At 69.0% G+C, this 16,652-nt stretch carries 18 protein-coding genes and 2 pseudogenes; 10 read left to right on the top strand and 10 right to left on the bottom strand.

The annotated features are described in order from the left end of the window. Positions 1-181: 181 nt before the first annotated feature. On the top strand, positions 182-1,030 hold the full coding sequence (locus tag JFB92_RS09935; protein ID WP_199037624.1) for an SDR family oxidoreductase: 849 nt from the start codon (positions 182-184) through the stop codon (positions 1,028-1,030). Between the two features lie 139 nt (positions 1,031-1,169). Here JFB92_RS09935 and JFB92_RS09930 read toward each other — a convergent pair whose 3' ends face one another. Both JFB92_RS09930 and JFB92_RS09925 read right to left on the bottom strand, forming a co-directional pair. After that, on the bottom strand, positions 1,170-1,643 hold the full coding sequence (locus JFB92_RS09930; protein ID WP_199037622.1) for a hypothetical protein: 474 nt from the start codon (positions 1,641-1,643) through the stop codon (positions 1,170-1,172). A gap of 267 nt (positions 1,644-1,910) precedes the next feature. Continuing rightward, on the bottom strand, positions 1,911-2,879 hold the full coding sequence (locus tag JFB92_RS09925) for a hypothetical protein (protein ID WP_199037620.1): 969 nt from the start codon (positions 2,877-2,879) through the stop codon (positions 1,911-1,913). A gap of 135 nt (positions 2,880-3,014) precedes the next feature. Between JFB92_RS09925 and JFB92_RS27175 the strand changes: the two are divergent. After that, positions 3,015-3,126: pseudogene (locus JFB92_RS27175) on the top strand (AraC family transcriptional regulator); the annotation flags it as partial. A 38-nt stretch (positions 3,127-3,164) separates the two neighbouring features. On the opposite strand, the gene JFB92_RS09920 reads toward JFB92_RS27175, so the two are convergent. Further along, a complete protein-coding gene (locus JFB92_RS09920; protein WP_307789093.1) occupies positions 3,165-3,761 on the bottom strand; it encodes a TetR/AcrR family transcriptional regulator in 597 nt (198 codons plus the stop codon). A gap of 77 nt (positions 3,762-3,838) precedes the next feature. Here JFB92_RS09920 and JFB92_RS09915 point away from each other — a divergent pair, with 77 nt between their 5' ends. Then, positions 3,839-4,273 carry a nuclear transport factor 2 family protein gene (locus tag JFB92_RS09915; RefSeq protein WP_199037615.1) on the top strand — a complete coding sequence of 145 codons (435 nt, stop codon included), beginning with the start codon at positions 3,839-3,841 and terminating at the stop codon, positions 4,271-4,273. A gap of 20 nt (positions 4,274-4,293) precedes the next feature. Here the strand turns inward: JFB92_RS09915 and JFB92_RS09910 are convergent, their stop codons facing one another. Then, positions 4,294-4,611, bottom strand: coding sequence for a hypothetical protein (locus JFB92_RS09910; RefSeq protein WP_199037614.1), 318 nt, complete (start codon positions 4,609-4,611; stop codon positions 4,294-4,296). A gap of 189 nt (positions 4,612-4,800) precedes the next feature. On the opposite strand from JFB92_RS09910, the pseudogene JFB92_RS26915 reads away from it, so the two are divergent. The 3 genes and pseudogenes from JFB92_RS26915 to JFB92_RS09895 all read left to right on the top strand — a co-directional run. Next, positions 4,801-4,920, top strand: a pseudogene (locus JFB92_RS26915) (DUF397 domain-containing protein); the annotation flags it as partial. Between the two features lie 188 nt (positions 4,921-5,108). Beyond that, positions 5,109-5,723, top strand: coding sequence for a GNAT family N-acetyltransferase (locus tag JFB92_RS26910; RefSeq protein WP_372451612.1), 615 nt, complete (start codon positions 5,109-5,111; stop codon positions 5,721-5,723). 194 nt (positions 5,724-5,917) lie between these two features. After that, positions 5,918-6,469 carry a hypothetical protein gene (locus JFB92_RS09895; RefSeq protein WP_199037609.1) on the top strand — a complete coding sequence of 184 codons (552 nt, stop codon included), beginning with the start codon at positions 5,918-5,920 and terminating at the stop codon, positions 6,467-6,469. Between the two features lie 106 nt (positions 6,470-6,575). Here JFB92_RS09895 and JFB92_RS09890 read toward each other — a convergent pair whose 3' ends face one another. Next, a complete protein-coding gene (locus JFB92_RS09890) occupies positions 6,576-7,592 on the bottom strand; it encodes an S-adenosylmethionine:tRNA ribosyltransferase-isomerase (protein ID WP_199037607.1) in 1,017 nt (338 codons plus the stop codon). Next, a complete protein-coding gene (locus JFB92_RS09885) occupies positions 7,589-8,287 on the bottom strand; it encodes an SDR family NAD(P)-dependent oxidoreductase (protein WP_199037605.1) in 699 nt (232 codons plus the stop codon). Before JFB92_RS09885 ends, JFB92_RS09890 begins: the two co-directional genes overlap by 4 nt. Before the next feature lie 155 nt (positions 8,288-8,442). Here JFB92_RS09885 and JFB92_RS09880 point away from each other — a divergent pair, with 155 nt between their 5' ends. From JFB92_RS09880 to JFB92_RS09870, 3 genes are read left to right on the top strand one after another with little or no spacing between them, the layout of a single operon-like run. Next, entirely contained in the window at positions 8,443-9,531 is a 1,089-nt protein-coding gene (locus tag JFB92_RS09880; protein ID WP_199037644.1) for a GAF domain-containing sensor histidine kinase, read from the top strand. Next, positions 9,524-10,153 carry a response regulator gene (locus tag JFB92_RS09875; protein WP_199037603.1) on the top strand — a complete coding sequence of 210 codons (630 nt, stop codon included), beginning with the start codon at positions 9,524-9,526 and terminating at the stop codon, positions 10,151-10,153. The genes JFB92_RS09880 and JFB92_RS09875 overlap by 8 nt, the downstream gene beginning before the upstream one ends. A gap of 46 nt (positions 10,154-10,199) precedes the next feature. Beyond that, a complete protein-coding gene (locus tag JFB92_RS09870) occupies positions 10,200-11,234 on the top strand; it encodes a hypothetical protein (protein WP_199037601.1) in 1,035 nt (344 codons plus the stop codon). A gap of 40 nt (positions 11,235-11,274) precedes the next feature. Here the strand turns inward: JFB92_RS09870 and JFB92_RS09865 are convergent, their stop codons facing one another. Then, positions 11,275-12,771, bottom strand: a complete 1,497-nt coding sequence (locus JFB92_RS09865) for an MDR family MFS transporter (RefSeq protein ID WP_233162837.1) — start codon at positions 12,769-12,771, stop codon at positions 11,275-11,277. 214 nt (positions 12,772-12,985) lie between these two features. On the opposite strand from JFB92_RS09865, the gene JFB92_RS09860 reads away from it, so the two are divergent. After that, positions 12,986-13,813 carry an alpha/beta hydrolase gene (locus JFB92_RS09860; RefSeq protein WP_199037599.1) on the top strand — a complete coding sequence of 276 codons (828 nt, stop codon included), beginning with the start codon at positions 12,986-12,988 and terminating at the stop codon, positions 13,811-13,813. An 11-nt stretch (positions 13,814-13,824) separates the two neighbouring features. Here the strand turns inward: JFB92_RS09860 and JFB92_RS09855 are convergent, their stop codons facing one another. The 3 genes from JFB92_RS09855 to JFB92_RS09845 all read right to left on the bottom strand — a co-directional run bounded on the left by JFB92_RS09855 (position 13,825) and on the right by JFB92_RS09845 (position 16,517). After that, complete coding sequence (locus JFB92_RS09855; protein ID WP_233162836.1) at positions 13,825-14,661, bottom strand: aldo/keto reductase; 837 nt, start codon at positions 14,659-14,661, stop codon at positions 13,825-13,827. A 61-nt stretch (positions 14,662-14,722) separates the two neighbouring features. Then, positions 14,723-15,712 (bottom strand): GDP-mannose 4,6-dehydratase, encoded by a 990-nt coding sequence (gmd, locus tag JFB92_RS09850; protein WP_199037598.1) that lies wholly within the window; start codon positions 15,710-15,712, stop codon positions 14,723-14,725. A gap of 1 nt (position 15,713) precedes the next feature. Further along, a complete protein-coding gene (locus JFB92_RS09845; protein WP_199037596.1) occupies positions 15,714-16,517 on the bottom strand; it encodes a TetR/AcrR family transcriptional regulator in 804 nt (267 codons plus the stop codon). Between the last annotated feature and the right edge of the window lie 135 nt (positions 16,518-16,652).

Raw genomic sequence — 16,652 nt, 5'->3', positions numbered from 1 at the left:
GCTCATTGTGGCTCTGAAGTGCTGCCCGGCCAGCCTATTTCACCGCGGTCCGTCGCTGAAAGGGTTCGACGCGCATTCCACGGCACTTCTGGAGCGGCTCCCAGCTTTCGCTCAGCTCGGACCCCTGATAAGTTACTCAAGAGTAGTATCGGGTGTCACTCGACCAATGGGAGGCAGAGCAATGGAGCCAGCCGTCAACGACAACCCCCTCGGAATCCGGCTCGACGGCCGGGCCGCCTTCGTCACCGGCGCCAGCCGCGGGATCGGCAAGGCCATCGCCGTCGCGCTCGGCGCGGCCGGAGCGAGAGTCGCGCTGTTCGCCAAGACCGCCGAACCGCACCCCAAGCTGCCGGGGACGCTCTACGAGACCGCCGCCGAGATCGAGGAGGCCGGCGGGACCGCCCTGCCGATCGTCGGCGACCTGCGCGAGGCCGATGCCGTGGCCGAGGCGGTCGACCGCGCGGCCTCCCAGTTCAACGGCCTCGACATCTGCGTCAACAACGCCTCCGCGCTCGACCTGAGCCCAATCGGCGAGATGAGCCTCAAGAAGTTCGACCTCATCAGCCAGGTCAACATGCGAGGCACCTTCGCCACTGTCACCGCGGCCCTGCCCCACCTGCGCGAATCCGACCACGCCCACCTGCTCACCATCGCCCCGCCGCTGAACACCGACTCGAAGTGGTTCGACGGTGGTCCCTACACGGCCACCAAGTACGCGATGACGATCATGACCCTCGGCGCGGCGAACACCGAACCGGGCGTGGCCGCGAACTGCCTGTGGCCTGCCACCACCATCGCCACCGCAGCGGTCGAGTTCGCGCTCGGCGGCAAGCCGATGGTCGAGCGCAGCCGCAAGCCCGAGATCGTCGCCGACGCCGCCCTGGCGGTCCTGGCCAAGGACCCGAAGGCGTACACCGGCAACGCGGTCCTGGTCGAGGACGTCCTCGCCGCCGAGGGCGTCACCGACCTGTCCGGCTACGCCGTGCTGCCCGGCCAGAACGACTTCCAGCCCGACATCTACGTGGACTGATCGATAGTCCACGGAACCGGCGGGTTCGCCTTCAAACCGCCGGTAAGCGGGGCGGTTGCAGGTCCGGCGTCAGATGACCGTGGACCGCCGCGAAGCGCGGCGGCGCGCCTCCAGCGCGCCGCCGCAGCTCAGGCCGCTACTAGCAGGTGGTGGTCTTGAACCATCCCGAGTCGGGGTGGAACTCCTTTGTGACCGTGCTGTAGTTGCCCCAGCGAACCTGGTAGCAGCCGCCGCCGAGATGCTGGTGGAAAGTGCCGTACATGCCCGGTCCGAAGCCGCTCTCGTACACTCCGTGTGCGTTGAACACCCCGTTCTTGAATTCGATCTGGTCGAACTTGTCGTCGGCTGTGTGGCGCCAGTCCCCGTGCGGGCTGATCTCTCCGGTGAGCCCGCTCTTCATGACGGGTCGTTGGATCTGCTGGAATCCGTAGTACGCGAACTGGGTGCAGAGTTTCACCGGGCCGTAGCCTGTGGCGGCCCAGAGTTTCGAGGAGCAGTACACGCCCGGATCTCTTTGGACTTCCGCCTCGGCCGATGCGGAGGTGGCCGGAACGGCGGCGAGTCCGATGGCGATGGCGAGGGCGGCGAGGATGCCGACGATTCTTCGTTTCAAGGGTTCTCCAGATGCTGATCGGTTCCGAGGGGCCGGGCACGGGCGAAGGGGGATCGCGGGGTCCGTCGGCCGGCCCGTTGCCCCAGGCTGCCGGTTGGGTTCGGTCGTCTCGTCACCACCGATGTTGGGGTCGGGCGCGGGGCGGTGCAAGGCCATGCGGCAGGCCATTCGTGGCCGGTGGGGTTTGCCAGGGAGAACGCGCTCGGTCTTCTCGGTAGCGATGGCGGACGTGCGGGGGCGCGATCGTGGGGCTGGGCGTATGTGGTGCTATTCGAGGCGGAGCAGCAGGTGCTCGCGTAGGTCCGGGGATGCCGGTCCCGGGGGACTGTTCCCTGCCAAGGGCCGCACGTATCCGGCTGCCAGCAGCGCCTCCATCAGGTTCCAGACGAGTTCGTGCGCCAGGATGAGTGTGCGCTCATGGGGACTGGCGTTGGGGATCGCTTCGAGGAGCGCCCCCGCATTCGGATCGGATCTGAGGGCCTGCGCGATCGTGTCGGCGATGTTCAGGCTGCGGCGGTGGAGGCCGTCGCTCTCGTCCATCGCCACGACCGGGATCGTGGTTTGACCGGTCGGGTCTGTCAGCATCTGCTGTGTCGTCTCGGATCGGGCCAGCTCCCACAGAGCATCGCTCGTTCCACCGGTCCAAACCATGATGAGCGTCGCCGCGGGCCCGGAGAGTTCGTTGACGCCGGCGCCGCCTGGAACGGGCGGGTAGACCGCCCAGAACGCACCGTTCCAAAAGGGGCGCTCGATACTGAGTTCAGTCGAGGGCACCTGGTCATGGGCCCGCAGTCGGTCCCAGAGCAGTCCGTCTACGGCGTGTCCGAAGACTACGGCGTAGTCGTGTCCGGCGTGACCGCGTCGACGCAGTTCCGCGCAGATACCTTGAACTTCGCCGCTGACCCGGTCCGCCAAATCCGCAGCGAGCTCTCGGACGCGCGGCCGCAGCGAATCGAGAACTTCGGGCCCCACGACGGGGAACGCGGTGGTGATCCAGTCGCCGTCGACCGCGATCAAGCCGTAAGTCTGCAGCAGCTTGAGCTGGCTTTGGGAAGGGGTGATGCCATGGGCTTCGAGCCCGGCGAGCGCAATGCCTTCATGAGCCCGATAGAGCAGCGCGCCGTTGTCGTCGAGGGCCACGACCGCGTGCGGTGTACTGCGGGCGCCGAGCGCGAATGCATGGAGCCCCCATCGGGTGAGGTCTGGCGGAACGTCAAGACTGTCGTTGGGATGCATCGTCGTCCATTCATACGGTGAAGGTGTCGTGCCGCGTCCAGGAAGACTACGTCACCCGATATCTCTCAGGTGTCTAAGAAGTCGGTGAGGACGCGGGCGACCTGGTCGGGCGCGTTCTCCATGAGGGATTTGCCGCTCGGTCGGCGCCTTGACTCGGCACGAGTCCTGCCGGAGCGGACCGATCTGTCAATCGAGGCCATCGCTACCAGGGCCGGACTCGCCTCGGCGGTCAATCTGCGCCGTCACGCCCAGGTGGAGGAGAACACGATCGCGCCCGCGGATTCCTCATCCGCTCAGGCGCAGACCGTCGAAGAGGAGAGTCAGGGCGCGCCGGCGGAACGGCTCGCTCCAGTCGTCGGCCATCGCCTCCTGGCAGATCGCGGCGAGCAGGGGGATCAGCTCGGAGGCAAGGACGTCGCCCCGGATCGAGCCCGCCGCCTGCGCGCGCTCGACGAGCAGGTCGATCGAGGGCCGGAGCTGGCCCAGGGCGTCCCCGACGTGCACCCTGGTCCCGGTCTCGGCGAGGCGCTCGAACACGGCCCGGTTCCCCACGCCGATCGCCATGACGCGGGAGCAGAACTCGAAGAGGGCGTCCGGGGTCCCCGGGGCGGCTACCAGCGCGTCGACTTCGGTGACGAGTCGGTCCCGCAGGTTCATCACGACCGCCTTGAGCAGGTCGGGCTTGGTCGGGAAGTGCTTGAACAACGTGCCGATGGCGACCCCGGCCCGCTCGGCGACGATCTTCGTCGAGGCCGACGCGCCGTGCTCGGCGAACACGGACTCGGCCGCTTCCAGGATGAGCGTGCGGTTGCGGCGGGCGTCGGCGCGGAGCGGCCGCTCGCCGGTCCCGCCTGGCGGCACGTGGTCTCGGTCCACTGGCACCCCTCTCTCCATAAGGTGAGTCGAACTCACTATAGTGTTTATTGAGTACCACTCACCTTACAAGAGGGGGTGCCTCCATGGCACAGTCGGCAACTTCCGCAGCGGGACCGCTGGAGATCTACCGGCGCATGCAGGAAGCGCTGTTCGCAGAGGAGGCCACGCTGCTCCCGGCCGAGCTTCTGGTCGAGGACCTCGTGGTCGAGACCCCGTTCTCCCCGCCCGGGGCCCGGCGCATCGACGGCCGCCAGGCGTGGCTGGACTTCTACCGTGCGCACGGCGCGGGCCTGGTGATTCGGTTCGAAGATTTCCGCGAACTGGCCACCCACCGGACCGCCGATCCCGAGGTCATCGTCGTCGAATACGAGCTGGGAGGCACTGTCGCCGCCACCGGCATGCGCGACTCGGTGAACGGGATCGGCGTGCTCCGTGTCCGGGACGGCCTGATCATGCACTGGCGCGAGTACCAGAACCTCCCGGCGATCAGCCAGGCCCTGAGCGGCCTCGGCGAGTAGAGGTGCGGAGTCGATCGGGCTCAACGGATGAGTTCATCGAAGGTGATGACGGTGCCGTCCTCCAGGTGGAGCTCGACCGGACCGAAGAAGAGGTAGAAGCGCATGGACCGGACGGCATCGGCGTGCTTGGTGAGGGTCGCTCCGGCTTCGGGATAGACGCTCATGGAGGCTGTGCCGGTGCCGGTGTCATAGCCGATGGCCAGCACATCAGGGCAATCGGAGGTGTGAAGGCCCTCATCGCCGTCGCACCCGGCGCACCGGATGGTGAACGCTTGCGGCGCGGCGGGCGGATGGGACTTGGCCGTCGCGGGCGGCTGGGCGACAATGGGTGAGGGCACGGTTTTACCTCCGTTGTTCTCAAGACCGGGGCGGGCATCCAGCGACCGAACTTTCGGACCCGCCCCGGTCGGCTTCTGTGGAGAGCGTGGAATGCCCGCCTCCGCGAACCCCGTCACCGGAATCCTGTAGCGAGTCGATCACGCTTGTTTGGTGGCATTGCACATCACAGAATCCATTGAGGCTGGGCCGATGGTTCGGGCCGGGTCGCGGTGCAGCACTCTCACCACCCGGACGGTTCGGTGGTTGTGTACACCCGCGCCGAGTGGGCCGCCTTCCTTGCAGGAGCAAAGGACGGCGAGTTCGACTTCAACGGCCAACGCACCGCCGCCGAACTGCTCTCAGAAGTGGACCAGCACCGGGCGGCCCACAGCGTGTCGACCGACGTCATCGCCAGAACTCGGCGAGCACTTCGCGGAGAGTTACCGGCTGGAATCTGCCCTGAACCGCCGCAGAGTAACCCGTTGCGGTGTCGACCCGGTGCTGGCAGGCTCGCTGCATGGATCAGCGGCGAGGCAAGCAGCCCGACAGTCCTGGGACGGCGGAACACGGCGAGGTCATGCTGTCGCTTGCGATCCGAGACTTGTCCCGAGACGATCTGTCCGAGTGCGGGTGGTCCGGCGGTCCATCGCATCTGGAGGCGGTGGCCGGTGAGCTGACCCGAGCCGAGGCCGGTGAGGTCGACTATCTGGCGATCTGCGCCCCGTCAGGAGTCCCGGTCGCGATCGGCGGGGTCGACTTCGCCCCGTTCCCCGACGCGGGATACCTGTGGCAGTTGGCCGTTCACCCCATCCTGCAGCGCTGCGGCATAGGTACCTTGCTGGTCGGTGCGCTGGAAGACCGCATCCGCTCTCGCGGCCGCTCCCGCGCGGAGCTGCGCTACGAGGAGCGTGCGACAGGGAACCGCGCCTTCTATGAACGACTCGGCTACACCGCATACGGCACGGTTCCCGACGGCTGGGACCAGCAGCACCCAGACGGCCGGATCGAGTGGTACAAGACGACTTGCGTGCAGATGCGGCGCGAGGTCGTCGAAGAGCCGGTCGGCGGAGGATTTCGAAGTGCCGAATCGGACCGCGATCTGGCGCACGGTGAGGTTGGTTCACCAGAGTAGACAGCCCTGGCACTACGGTCGCTTACGAGATTCGACCGCCCGGTATCGTCTTCTGTGCCCAATCCCCTTGGTTCCATCTGGCCACCTCGGCCCAGTGGACGACGCCCGGCCCTAGCCTCAGGAGCGAAAGCTTGACCTCCCCCTCGAACCGGCCGCGGCCGGTTCGCCGACCCCGCAATCGGCTCTTCGACCTCTTGCCCGCTGGATTGGCTCTCGCCGTCCTGGCCGCCGTCTACCTGTTCATCAACCTCATCTTGGACGACACATCGGACGCCGAGGCCGACTTTGCGACGGCCACCTGTGCGGACTTCGACCTCGCCTCATTCGCGGCGCTGTCCGGAGGCGCGGCCGAACGTTCGACCGCGAACGCCGACCTGTACCCCGACCCGGATATGCACGGCCTCTCCTGCCAGTACACCTCTGGGTCCGGCATGACGCTCACCATCACCGCTGCCACCGACACCTCCGAAGCGTACTGGGCGAGTTCACTGGAGATGACCCGCCAGGCGTGGGAGACCGAATTCCCCAACGCAATCAAGGACTTCGACAACGGCGACTTCGTGGGTTTCACCTTCTCGGGCGCTACGGAGTCGAAGCAGCTCTTCGACCTGCACGCCGCGGCCGATCGCCTGGTCGTCTCGGTCGTACTGGAGGCGGAGCCCGGTGGTTTCGAGACGGATGACGCGCTCGTCGTCGCCGAGACGATGGGCGGTCAAGTGTTCGAGCGATTCAAGGAGTATGTCTGAGGGCACGTGTCGGCCCGCCCGACCGGGCCCGGGGCCGCTGGGATCGGCCTCTCGGACGTCGGTCGGGCGGGCTTCGGGGTGCAGGGGTGGGTTTCCTGGTCGGGGCTCAGGCGATCAGGTGGACGTCTCCGAATTCATGCCACAGGTAGCGGTGCTCGATCGCGGCCTCGTAGGATTCGCGCAGCAGCTCGGTGTCGCTGATCGCCTCCAGCATGGACAGGTGCGTCGAGCGCGGCTCGTGAAAGCCTGTCAGCAGGCCGTCCACCAGTTCCGGCGGTTCGGTGGGGGAGATGATCCGGCTCGTGTGGCCCGACGCCGGTACCGCCCGGCCGTTGTCGACCGCGCTCTCAAGTGCCCGCACCACCGTGGTGCCCACCGCGATCACTCGGCCCCCGGCCTCACGGGTCGCGTTCACCGCCCTCGCGGTGTAGGCGCCGACCTCGAACCACTCCGGGTACGGGTCCTCGTCGCTCTCCAGCGACGCCACCCCGGTGTGCAGGGTGATCGGGGCGATCCCGACCCCGGCCGAGACCAGCCGCGTCACGATCTGTGCCGTGAACGGCCTCGCCGCGCTCGGCATCTCGGCCGAGCCCGGGACGGTGGCGAACACCGTCTGGTAGGTCTCGATCGGCCAGTCCCGGTCGACGTACGAGTACCTGATCGGCTTGCCGTGCCGCTCCAAGTAGTCCGGGACCGAATCGAGCAGCGGCCGCGTCACCCACAGCCGCTTGCCGAACCGTTCCTCCAAGTGCAGCTTCACCCCGCCGGGCAGGTGGACCGCGCGGCCCGGCACGTCGCCCAGATACGGGTTCGGGCCGTCCCGCAGCTCCACCAGCCAAGAGCCGTCCGGCCTGGTCGAGGAGAAGTGCAGGCGCCAGCCGTGCTTGGTCGGCACCGAAGCCGGCATGGTCGCCGAGTTGTTGACGACCAGCAGGTCACCGGGCCGCACCAGCGACGGCAGGTCGGCGAACCGGTGGTGCGTTATCGCCCCGGTGTCACGATCGCTCACCAGCAGCCGCACGTCGGACCTCGAAGCGGTCCATCCGTGTGCCTCGGCGGGCCGGTCGGCCTCCAACGCGGCGTCCAACGCGAATGCGAACGGGGAAGTCAGCGTGGTGCTCATAGTGCCGCGCCCTCTCTGAAACTCGCGGCCTCCAGGCGGCCGCTTTCGGGACGGGCCGCGACGATCCGGGCGATCCCCTCGGCGGCCCTCTCTGGCGGGTCGGCCTGTCCGGCCTCTTCTGCGCCGACCGCGGCGGCGAGCATCGCGGTGCTCATCTCACCGGGGTCGACCGCCCACACCTTCACGTCCGGCTCCTCGGCGGCCAGCACGTTCGACAACTGGTCGAGGGCGGCCTTCGAAGCGCCGTAGGCGCCCCAGGTCGGGTACGGACCGGTGGCCGCGTCGGAAGTGATGTTCACGATCGCGCCCCGGCGTTCCCGCAGTGTCGGGAGTGCCAGCTGCACCAGGTGGATCGGGGCGCGCATGTTCAGCTCGAATACCTCCGGCCAGGCGCCGAGGTCGGCCTCGGCCAGCCTCGGCATCGGCAGCTCGCCCAGGGTCGAGGCGTTGTTGACCAGCAGGTCCAGGCGTCCGTCGGCCAGCGCGATCAGCTGTTCGCGGTGCTCCGGATGGTAGGCGATGTCCCCGGCCAGGTATTCCGCCCCGAGCGCTTCGGCGACCTCGGCCAGGCGCTCGGCGCCGCGAGCGGTCAGGATGAGACGCCACCCGTCGGACGCCAGCCGCTCGGCGAGCGCCTTGCCGAGCCCGGCCGATGCGCCGGTGATGATTGCGGTTCGTGTTGCTTCGGTGTTCATGCCTTCGAAGCTATGGCCGCGACCGGTCCGGCACATCGGGCTGAGGTCTGGACGGTCGTACTCCGGGGGTCCTAAGACCAGCGCCCGAGTGCGCGGGCCGCGAATTCGACTAAGTTGGAGGCGTGACCGCTTCGTCAGACGACTGCACCCTGCTGATGCACGAGGTGTCCGCCGCCGCCGGCGCCATCACCAGGCACCTGTCCGTCGCGCAGGTGCTGGAGGTGATCGTCGCCTCGGCGCGGCGGCTGGTCGGCGCCGACTACGCGGCCATCGGCATCCCCGACGACACCGGCGGATTCGCCGAGTTCATCACCGACGGCATCAGCGAGGAGCAGCGCCTGGAGATCGGGCCGCTGCCGCGCCAGCACGGCATGCTCGCGGCGATCCTCGCCGAGACCGAACCGATCCGCCTGCCCGACTTGCGCCGCGACCCTCGCTACCAGTGGTGGCCCAAGGCCCACCCGAAAATGGCCGCGCTGCTGGGCGTCCCGATCCGCGAGCGCGGGCAGAACATGGGGATCGTGGTGCTCACCAACGACCTCGGCGGCCCCGAGTTCTCCGACCGGGACGTCGAGTTGATCGAGCTGCTGGCCTCGCACGCGGCGATCGCGCTGACCAACGCCCGGCTCTACGAGCGCAGCCGCGAGCTGACCGTCGTAGAGGAGCGCAACCGGCTCGCGCGCGAGCTCCACGACGCGGTCATGCAGCGGCTGTTCTCGCTGCGGCTGTCCACCAGGGCGGCGGCGAAACTGGTCGACACCGACCCGTCCGCGGCCGCCGACCGCATCGCCGAGGTCGAGAACCTCGCGGCCGAGGCGATCACCGAGCTCCGCGGGGTCATCGTGGAGCTTCGACCGGCCGACCTGGACACCCACGGGCTGGTCGAGACGCTGCGCCGCCACGTCGCGCTCCTGGACCGCCTCCACGACACCGAAGTGAAGTTCACATTGAAGGCTCCCGTAGACCTGTCCAAGGACTGCGAAGTCGAGGTCCTGCGCCTGGTCCAGGAGGCCCTGCGCAACGCGCTCCGGCACGCCGAGGCCCGGCATGTGGAACTGACCGTCGAAGGTGAACGGATCGTGATCGCCGACGACGGCAAGGGCTTCGACGCCGACGAGGCCGCCACACGCGGGCTCGGGATGCTGTCGATGAGCGAGCGGGCCGAGGCCCTCGGCGGCCGCCTCGAAGTCGCCACCGCCCCCGGCGAGGGCACCGTCATCACCATGGAGCTGATCAGTGAGTGATCCGATTCGACTCCTGCTGGTCGACGACCACCCGGTGGTCCGCCAGGGGCTGCGCGCCTACCTCGAACTCGAGGACGACCTGACCGTCGTCGCCGAGGCCGGAGACGGCGACGAAGCGCTGGCAGCGATAGCCGAACACGTACCCGACGTGGTCCTGCTCGACCTCAAGATGCCCGGCCTCGACGGCCAGGGCGTGCTCGAACGCCTCGACCTGCCCGACGACGACGCGCCGAGCATCCTGGTCCTGACCTCGGCCACCGACGCCGAACGCGTCCCGGCCGCGATCGAGGCCGGCGCGTCCGGGTTCGTCTACAAGGACATCGACCCCGACGCCCTGGCCTCGGCGATCCGCACCGTCCACGCCGGCCAGACCCTCCTGTCGCCCGCGGCGATGCGCGGCCTGATGACCGGCAGCACCGGCTCGGCCCAGCCGACGCTGACTCCGCGCGAACGCCAAGTGCTGGGCCTGATCGCGCGCGGCCAGACCAACCGCCAGATCTCCCGGGCCCTGGGCGTCTCGGAGAAGACGGTCAAGACCCACGTGACCAACCTGCTGCGGCGTATAGGCGCCGCCGACCGCACCCAGGCGGCCCTGTGGGCCGTTCGGCACGGTATCGGCTGATCGGTCTACTGAGGCGTGACGTGGCGTGTTCGCCTAGGGTCCGTGCGTGCCCCGCTCGCAGAATTCCCCTGCCAGAAGACTTCTCGTCCCTCTCGCTGCGTTGGCCATGAGCCTTGCGGCCTGCGCCGAGATCGAGCCCCTGGAGAGGACCGGCCTCTACGAAGTCTTCACCGGCCATTCCAAGACGACCTGGTGTCAGGAGGAAGACGATGGCCCGTTTCTAGCACCCGGGGCCGATCTCGTGGGCCCGAACTTCTCCCTTTCGATGCGGTGCCATTTCGGGGGCACGGAGGTGCCCGACCACGTTGCCGCCGAAATCGAGCAGCTCGCCGAACTGCCGGCGCTCCTAGAAGGCGCCGAGCTGTTGATCAACCAATTGGCGTTCAAGCCGGCCCATGAGATGGACGCCGGCGGCGAGGGTCTGGAGCCGTGGATAGAGGCCGACGGCCGAAGGATCGACCTGGACGCCCTGCCGATACGCGGAGACTACCTCGCCGTCGCCGTGCCCGCTGGAGCGGAAACCGTCCTGTGGGTCGAGGACCAAGGCCGCGCCCAGGGAATCGACCTTCGCACCGGTGCCCATATCGATCCGGTCGAGGGCTATTACGGGGACCCTGGCATCTCGTCCGTGACGACCGAGGGCTGGGAGTTCTGGGATGTCGAGTTGTGGAACGGCGGAACGTCGTGGACGGTCTCATGCCGGGACGATTGGGCCACCGTTGAGCGCTCGATGTGGTTGCCGGATCAAGGGTGGGCACCGGAGGGTTCCGCATTCCTTGAAGTCGAGTTCTGGTGGTGCGGTGGCGAAGAAGTCTTCGAAGAAGTGACCTGGACACTCGATGTGCGGCGGGCGGTGGCCGTTTCTGACGGTTCTCAATTCTTCGAGCCGTTCGACTGGGTCCAGGACGAACCTGAGGAGAACGGCTGGCAGTTGACGACGGTGATCTTCGAAGTACCCGCCCAGACCGCCGAGTTCAAGGTGTTCTTCACTCCGGCCAGTGAAGTGACCGAGAAGGAGAGCGGAAGGAAGTTCAGTCCGAACGGACTCCAGGAGATCGTCACCTGGGAAGTGGCCTTCTAGCCGGGACCGCGGGTCAGAATCCGACGGCCCCGGCGTGAGTTCAGTGCGCCGGGGCCCCTTCGGGCGCCGATTCGGTCGGGGGCCGCCTGACCAGGAACGAGGCGGCCACGGCCAGGACGCCCAGGCCCGCGCCCCACAGCAGCGCGCCGCTGATGCCCTCGGCCTCGGCCGCCACCGGAGCCATCCCGCTCTCGATGTTCGCGGCGGTCGCGCTGGTCATGAGCGTCACGAACAGGGCGGTGCCCGCGGCCCCGGCGATCTGCTGAAGCGTGTTGACGATCGCCGAGCCGTGCGAGTACAGATCCTGCTCGAGCGAACCCAGCGCGGAGGTCATCAGCGGCGTCATGGCCATGCCGAGGCCGACCATGAGCAGCAGGTGCGAGACCACGACCTGCCCGGTCGAGGTCGACTCGCCGAGCTGCGTCAGCATGCCCAGCGAGATCGCGATCGCGAACGTGCCCGGAATGACCAGCGGCCGGGGCCCGTATCGGTCGAACAGCCTCCCGATGACCGGCGCGCTCAGCCCCATGGCCAAGCCGCCGGGCAGCAGCACCAGACCGGTCTCCAACGTGGTCTTCCCCAGCACGTTCTGGAGGTAGAGCGGCAGCAGGATGAGGGCGCCGAAGAGGGTGCCCATGGCCAGCAGCAGCATGACGACGCCGACGAGGAAGTCGCGGTTGCGGAAGGTCCGCAGGTCCATCAGCGGCGAACCGGTGCGCTGGAGGAGGATCTGCCGCCACACGAACAGGGCCAGCGAGACCGTCCCGGCCGCGAGCGGCACCGCCGGCGGCACGGGCGCCCCGGCCTCGGCGGCCTCCCCGAGGCTGCTGAGACCATAGATCAGGCCGCCGAAGGCGAGCGCCGAGAGCACGATCGAGAGCACGTCGAACTTGACCGCCTTGGTCTCGCCGAGGTTCTTCACCATCGATCCGCCGACGACGAGCGCCAGCAGCGCGATCGGCAGGACCGACAGGAACATCCACCGCCAGCTCAGCGAGTTCAGCACGAAGCCCGAGAAGGTCGGCCCGACGGCCGGAGCCACCGAGATGACGATGGTGATCAGGCTCATGACGCGGCCGCGCCGGTCGGCGGGGACGTACGTCAGCACGGTGGTGATCAGCAGCGGCAGCATCACGGCGGTGCCGCTGGCCTGGACCACGCGGGCGGCGATGAGCATGCCGAAGACCGAGGAGGCGGCCGCGAGCGCCGTTCCGGCGGTGAACAGCGACATCGCCGCGATGAACACCGCGCGGGTGGTGAACCGCTGGAGGATCAGGCCGGTGGCCGGGATGACCACCGCCATGGTCAGCATGAACCCGGTCGTCAGCCACTGCGCCGTCGGGGCGCTGACCGTGAACTCCTCCATGAGGGTCGGCAGCGCCACGCTCATCACGGTCTCGTTGAGGATCATGACGAACGAGGCGATGAGGAGGATGACGATGACTAGCTTGCTCGTCCGCGACATGCCCCAGCCGGACGATCCCGAGGTCTCGGGGGGCGATTCGGGGGTCTCGGAGGATTTTTGGTCCACGCTCATGCAGCGCCTTCCTTAGGGTGTGGCAGGAGAGAGCCGGCGCCCGAAGTCGTCCGCTGACCGACCGCAATGGACTTCGGAGGTGCGCGCCGCGCACGATAACGCATTCTACGTCCGTCCGGACAGTCGTTGCCAATTCGAATAAGCGGTATCGCTCGTCACACCAGTACCGGCGCGAGGGTCGCGCTCGGGCCCGAGTTACCGGCATAATGCGGTCATGCCGTGGGCCTGGATCGTGCGCGTAGCACTCGTCGTCGTGCTCGCCTGGGTGCTGGTCCTGGTGGCGGCCTGGCTCGGCCAGCGCGCCCTGATCTACCACCCCGACATTTCGGACCCCGAACCGCCCGCCGACGCCGAGGAAGCGGCGCTGCGCACCGGCGACGGACTCGAACTGACCGCCTGGCGGTTCCCGCCCACCGGGGCCGACCGCGAGGCGGCCGTGATGGTTCTGCCCGGCAACGCCGGGAACCGCGGCGGCCGGGCCGAACTCGGCCGTAGCCTGGCCGGAGCCGGATTCACCGCGCTGCTGGTCGACTACCGCGGCTACGGCGGCAACCCCGGCTCACCGACCGAGGACGGGCTCCACCAGGACGCCCTGGCCGCCTGGGACCTGCTCCGCGAGGACTTCGAGGCCGACAGGATCATCCTGTTCGGAGAGAGCCTCGGCTCCGGCGTGGCCGCCCGCCTCGACGCCGAGACCGGCCCGGCCGGTCTGGTGTTCCGCTCGCCGTTCACCAGCCTGGCCGCGGCCGGGAGCGAGCACTACCCGCTCCTGCCGGTCGACCTGCTGCTGCGCGACCGCTACCCGGTGGTCGAGCACCTGGAGCGGGGGAGCGGCCCGGTCGTGGTCGTCTACGCCGCCGACGACGAGGTCGTGTCCGCCGAGCAGAGCCTGGAGGTCGCCGCCGCCGCCGAGGAGGCCGGCAGGCGGGTCACCGCCGTCGAGGTCGAGGCCGAGGGCCACAACGACTTCGTCCTGGGCGCCGGACCCGACGTGATCGGGGCGGTCGAGGCACTCGCCGACGGCCTCGACCTCACCGCCTGAGGCACGATCCGCTACCGCTCGTGGCCGCCGGGGTCGATCCCCTGGCGGCGGCCGGTGTGCAGACCGTCGATCGCGGTCAGCTCCTCGCCGGTGAGCTCGAAGTCGAACACCTCCAGGTTCTCGGCGATGCGCTCGGCGCGTGCGGACTTGGGGATCACCGCGCAGCCGCGCTGGAGGTGCCAGCGGATGACCACCTGCGCCGGCGACTTGCCGTGCGCGGCGGCAGCGGCGGCCACCGGCTCCTCGGCCAGGAGCGAACCGGTTCGCTGCCCCAGCGGCCCCCACGACTCGGTGACGATCCCGTGCTCGGCGTGCCAGGCCCGCACGTCGGCCTGATTGAAGTACGGGTGCAGCTCGATCTGGTTGACCGAGGGCCACACGCCGGTCTCGGAGCGGACCCGCTCGAGGTGCTCGGGCAGGAAGTTCGACACGCCCGCGGAGCGGACCAGCCCCTCCTCCTTCGCGTCGAGGATCGCCTGGAACGTCTCGGTGTAGAGGCCCTGCTTCGGCGAGGGCCAGTGGATCAGGTAGAGATCCAGGTAGTCGACGCCCAACCGCTCCAGCGACTGCTCGAGGGCCCGGCGGGCCGCGTCGCGGCCGTGGTGGTCGTTCCAGACCTTGCTGGTCAGGAAGACCTCGTCGCGCGGGATGCCGGAGGCGGCGACGGCGCGGCCGACGCCGACCTCGTTGCCGTACATCTCGGCGGTGTCGACCAGGCGGTAGCCCAGCTCCAGGGCGGTCTCGACGGTCCGCTGGGACTCGTCGTCGCCGACCTTGTAGGTGCCGTAGCCGATGCGGGGCATGACGACGCCGTCGTTGAGTCTGATCGGTGCGCTCAGTTCGTTCATGCCCGCGATGGTAGCCAGCCGCCCGCGGGCGCGAACCCGATCACCGCCGTTCGGAGACGCGCTACGGCGCCCGCAGCGCCTCGCGGTCGGCGTCGACCATGACGCGCGCCAGTTCATCCCAGTGCACCTCGGCCCTCCAGCCGATCCGGCGCTCGATCTCGGTCGGGTCGCCGATCAGCACGGGCACCTCGGCGGGCCGCTCGTAGCGCTCGTCGTGTTCGACGTGGTCGCGCCAGTCGAGCCCGGCGTGGGAGAACGCGGCCTCGGCGAACTCGCGGACGGTCGCGGCCCGGCCGGTGGCGATCACGTAGTCGACCGGTTCGGCGCCCTGGAGCATCCGCCACATCGCCTCGACGTACTCGGGCGCGTAGCCCCAGTCGCGCACGGCGTCGAGGTTGCCCAGGTAGACCTTCTTCTCGATCCCGGCCGCGATCCGGGCGACGGCCCGCGTGATCTTGCGGGTCACGAACGTCTCGCCGCGTCGCGGGCTCTCGTGGTTGAACGCGATGCCGCTGACGGCGAACATCCCGTAGGACTCCCGGTAGTTGACCGTCGACCAGTGCGCGTACAGCTTGGCCGTCCCGTAGGGGCTGCGGGGATGGAACGGCGCGGCCTCGTTCTGCGGCGGCGCGGTCAGCCCGAACATCTCCGAAGTGGAAGCCTGGTAGTAGCGGGTGTCGATCCCCGAGGCCCGGACCGCCTCCAGCAGTCGGATCGCGCCGAGGGCGGCGACGTTGGCGGTGTAGTCGGGCAGGTCGAAGCTGACGCGCACGTGGCTCTGGGCGGCCAGGTTGTAGATCTCGTCGGGCCGGATGTCGCGGATGAGGTTGACCAGCAGCCCGGCGTCGGTCACGTCGCCCTTGTGCAGGAAGAGGCGGCGTCCCGACTCGTGCGGGTCCTGGTAGACGTCGTCGAGGCGCGTGGTGTTGGCGATCAGCGACGAGGTGTGCCGGACGATCCCGTGCACCTCGTAGCCCTTGGCCAGCAGCAGCTCGGCCAGGTACGAGCCGTCCTGGCCGGTGATGCCCGTGATCAGCGCGGTCCGTGCCAACTCAACGCCCCCTCGGGGGGGCGGCCGAGGCGCGCCCTTGCGGCCCGCCGTAGCGCGCCGAGCGGCCCAGCCACTCGGCGCACAGCCGCTTGCCCTGCTCGCGGGCCCCGGTGATGTCGCCGGCCTCGGCCAGGCGCATGGCCCCGTCGGCGACGTCGACCGAGAAGCACACCGGGTCGGAGACCACGGCCCGGTCCTGGCGGGCCAGGATGACGCCCTCGACCAGGCCGAAGATCAGCCGCGAGCGCTGATTGAGGTCGTCGGGGGAGCACTGGGCGCCGATCGCGGTCAGCGACAGCAGCTCCCGGTAGGTCTCCCGCAAGCGCCGCCGCATGTCGCGGAAGGAGGCGAACTCGTCCCGGCGCACCTCCGGCAGCAGGTAGAGAGCGCCGAGATTGTGCTCGGCCCCCGCCAACTGCGCGGCGTCGATGCGGACCAGGGCCCACAGCCGGGCCTCGGCCATCGCCCTGCGCTCGGTCAGGGCCCACTCGGCGAATTCGAGGGAGGGGGCGACCGTGGTCTCCAGCAGCGTGCGCAGCAGCTCCTCTTTGGACGAGAAGTGATAGTACATGCTCGCCTGGCGCATGCCCGCCCGCGCGGCGATGGCCCGGGTCGAGGTGGCGGTGTAGCCCTGGGCGGTGAACAGTTCGGCGGCCGCGGCCAAAAGCTGCTCGCGCGGCTCCCCTTCGCCGTCGGCCGGCGCGGCGCGCGGTCGACCGACCCGGCGGCGGACCGGTGCCGCCTCCCCGGGCTCGGGCTCGTCCGCCGTCGCGGCGGGCCTCGCCCTGCGGGGGTGTTCGATCATGCGCTCCTTGGCTGCCATCGGGTCCGGTCACGCCTTCCTGTCGCGGTGCGCGGCCAATTCTAATGCAGCGCGGGGAATCGGGACGGCTCGGAGACGGCCCGTACCGATCGGTTTCGGCCGTGCGGAGACGTTCAT

It is taken from the genome of Glycomyces salinus (assembly GCF_016428645.1).
GTDB lineage: Bacteria > Actinomycetota > Actinomycetes > Mycobacteriales > Micromonosporaceae > Glycomyces > Glycomyces salinus.
Note: the sequence above shows the minus strand (reverse complement) of the source record. Positions and strands in the feature narration are given on the sequence as shown.

Coding starts and splice junctions, on each gene's coding strand:
- JFB92_RS09935 (WP_199037624.1), top strand. CDS start 182: ATGGAGCCAGCCGTCAACGACAACCCCCTCGGAATCCGGCTCGACGGC.
- JFB92_RS09925 (WP_199037620.1), bottom strand. CDS start 2,879: ATGCATCCCAACGACAGTCTTGACGTTCCGCCAGACCTCACCCGATGG.
- JFB92_RS09915 (WP_199037615.1), top strand. CDS start 3,839: ATGGCACAGTCGGCAACTTCCGCAGCGGGACCGCTGGAGATCTACCGG.
- JFB92_RS26910 (WP_372451612.1), top strand. CDS start 5,109: ATGGATCAGCGGCGAGGCAAGCAGCCCGACAGTCCTGGGACGGCGGAA.
- JFB92_RS09890 (WP_199037607.1), bottom strand. CDS start 7,592: ATGAGCACCACGCTGACTTCCCCGTTCGCATTCGCGTTGGACGCCGCG.
- JFB92_RS09885 (WP_199037605.1), bottom strand. CDS start 8,287: ATGAACACCGAAGCAACACGAACCGCAATCATCACCGGCGCATCGGCC.
- JFB92_RS09880 (WP_199037644.1), top strand. CDS start 8,443: ATGCACGAGGTGTCCGCCGCCGCCGGCGCCATCACCAGGCACCTGTCC.
- JFB92_RS09865 (WP_233162837.1), bottom strand. CDS start 12,771: ATGAGCGTGGACCAAAAATCCTCCGAGACCCCCGAATCGCCCCCCGAG.
- JFB92_RS09860 (WP_199037599.1), top strand. CDS start 12,986: ATGCCGTGGGCCTGGATCGTGCGCGTAGCACTCGTCGTCGTGCTCGCC.
- JFB92_RS09855 (WP_233162836.1), bottom strand. CDS start 14,661: ATGAACGAACTGAGCGCACCGATCAGACTCAACGACGGCGTCGTCATG.
- JFB92_RS09845 (WP_199037596.1), bottom strand. CDS start 16,517: ATGATCGAACACCCCCGCAGGGCGAGGCCCGCCGCGACGGCGGACGAG.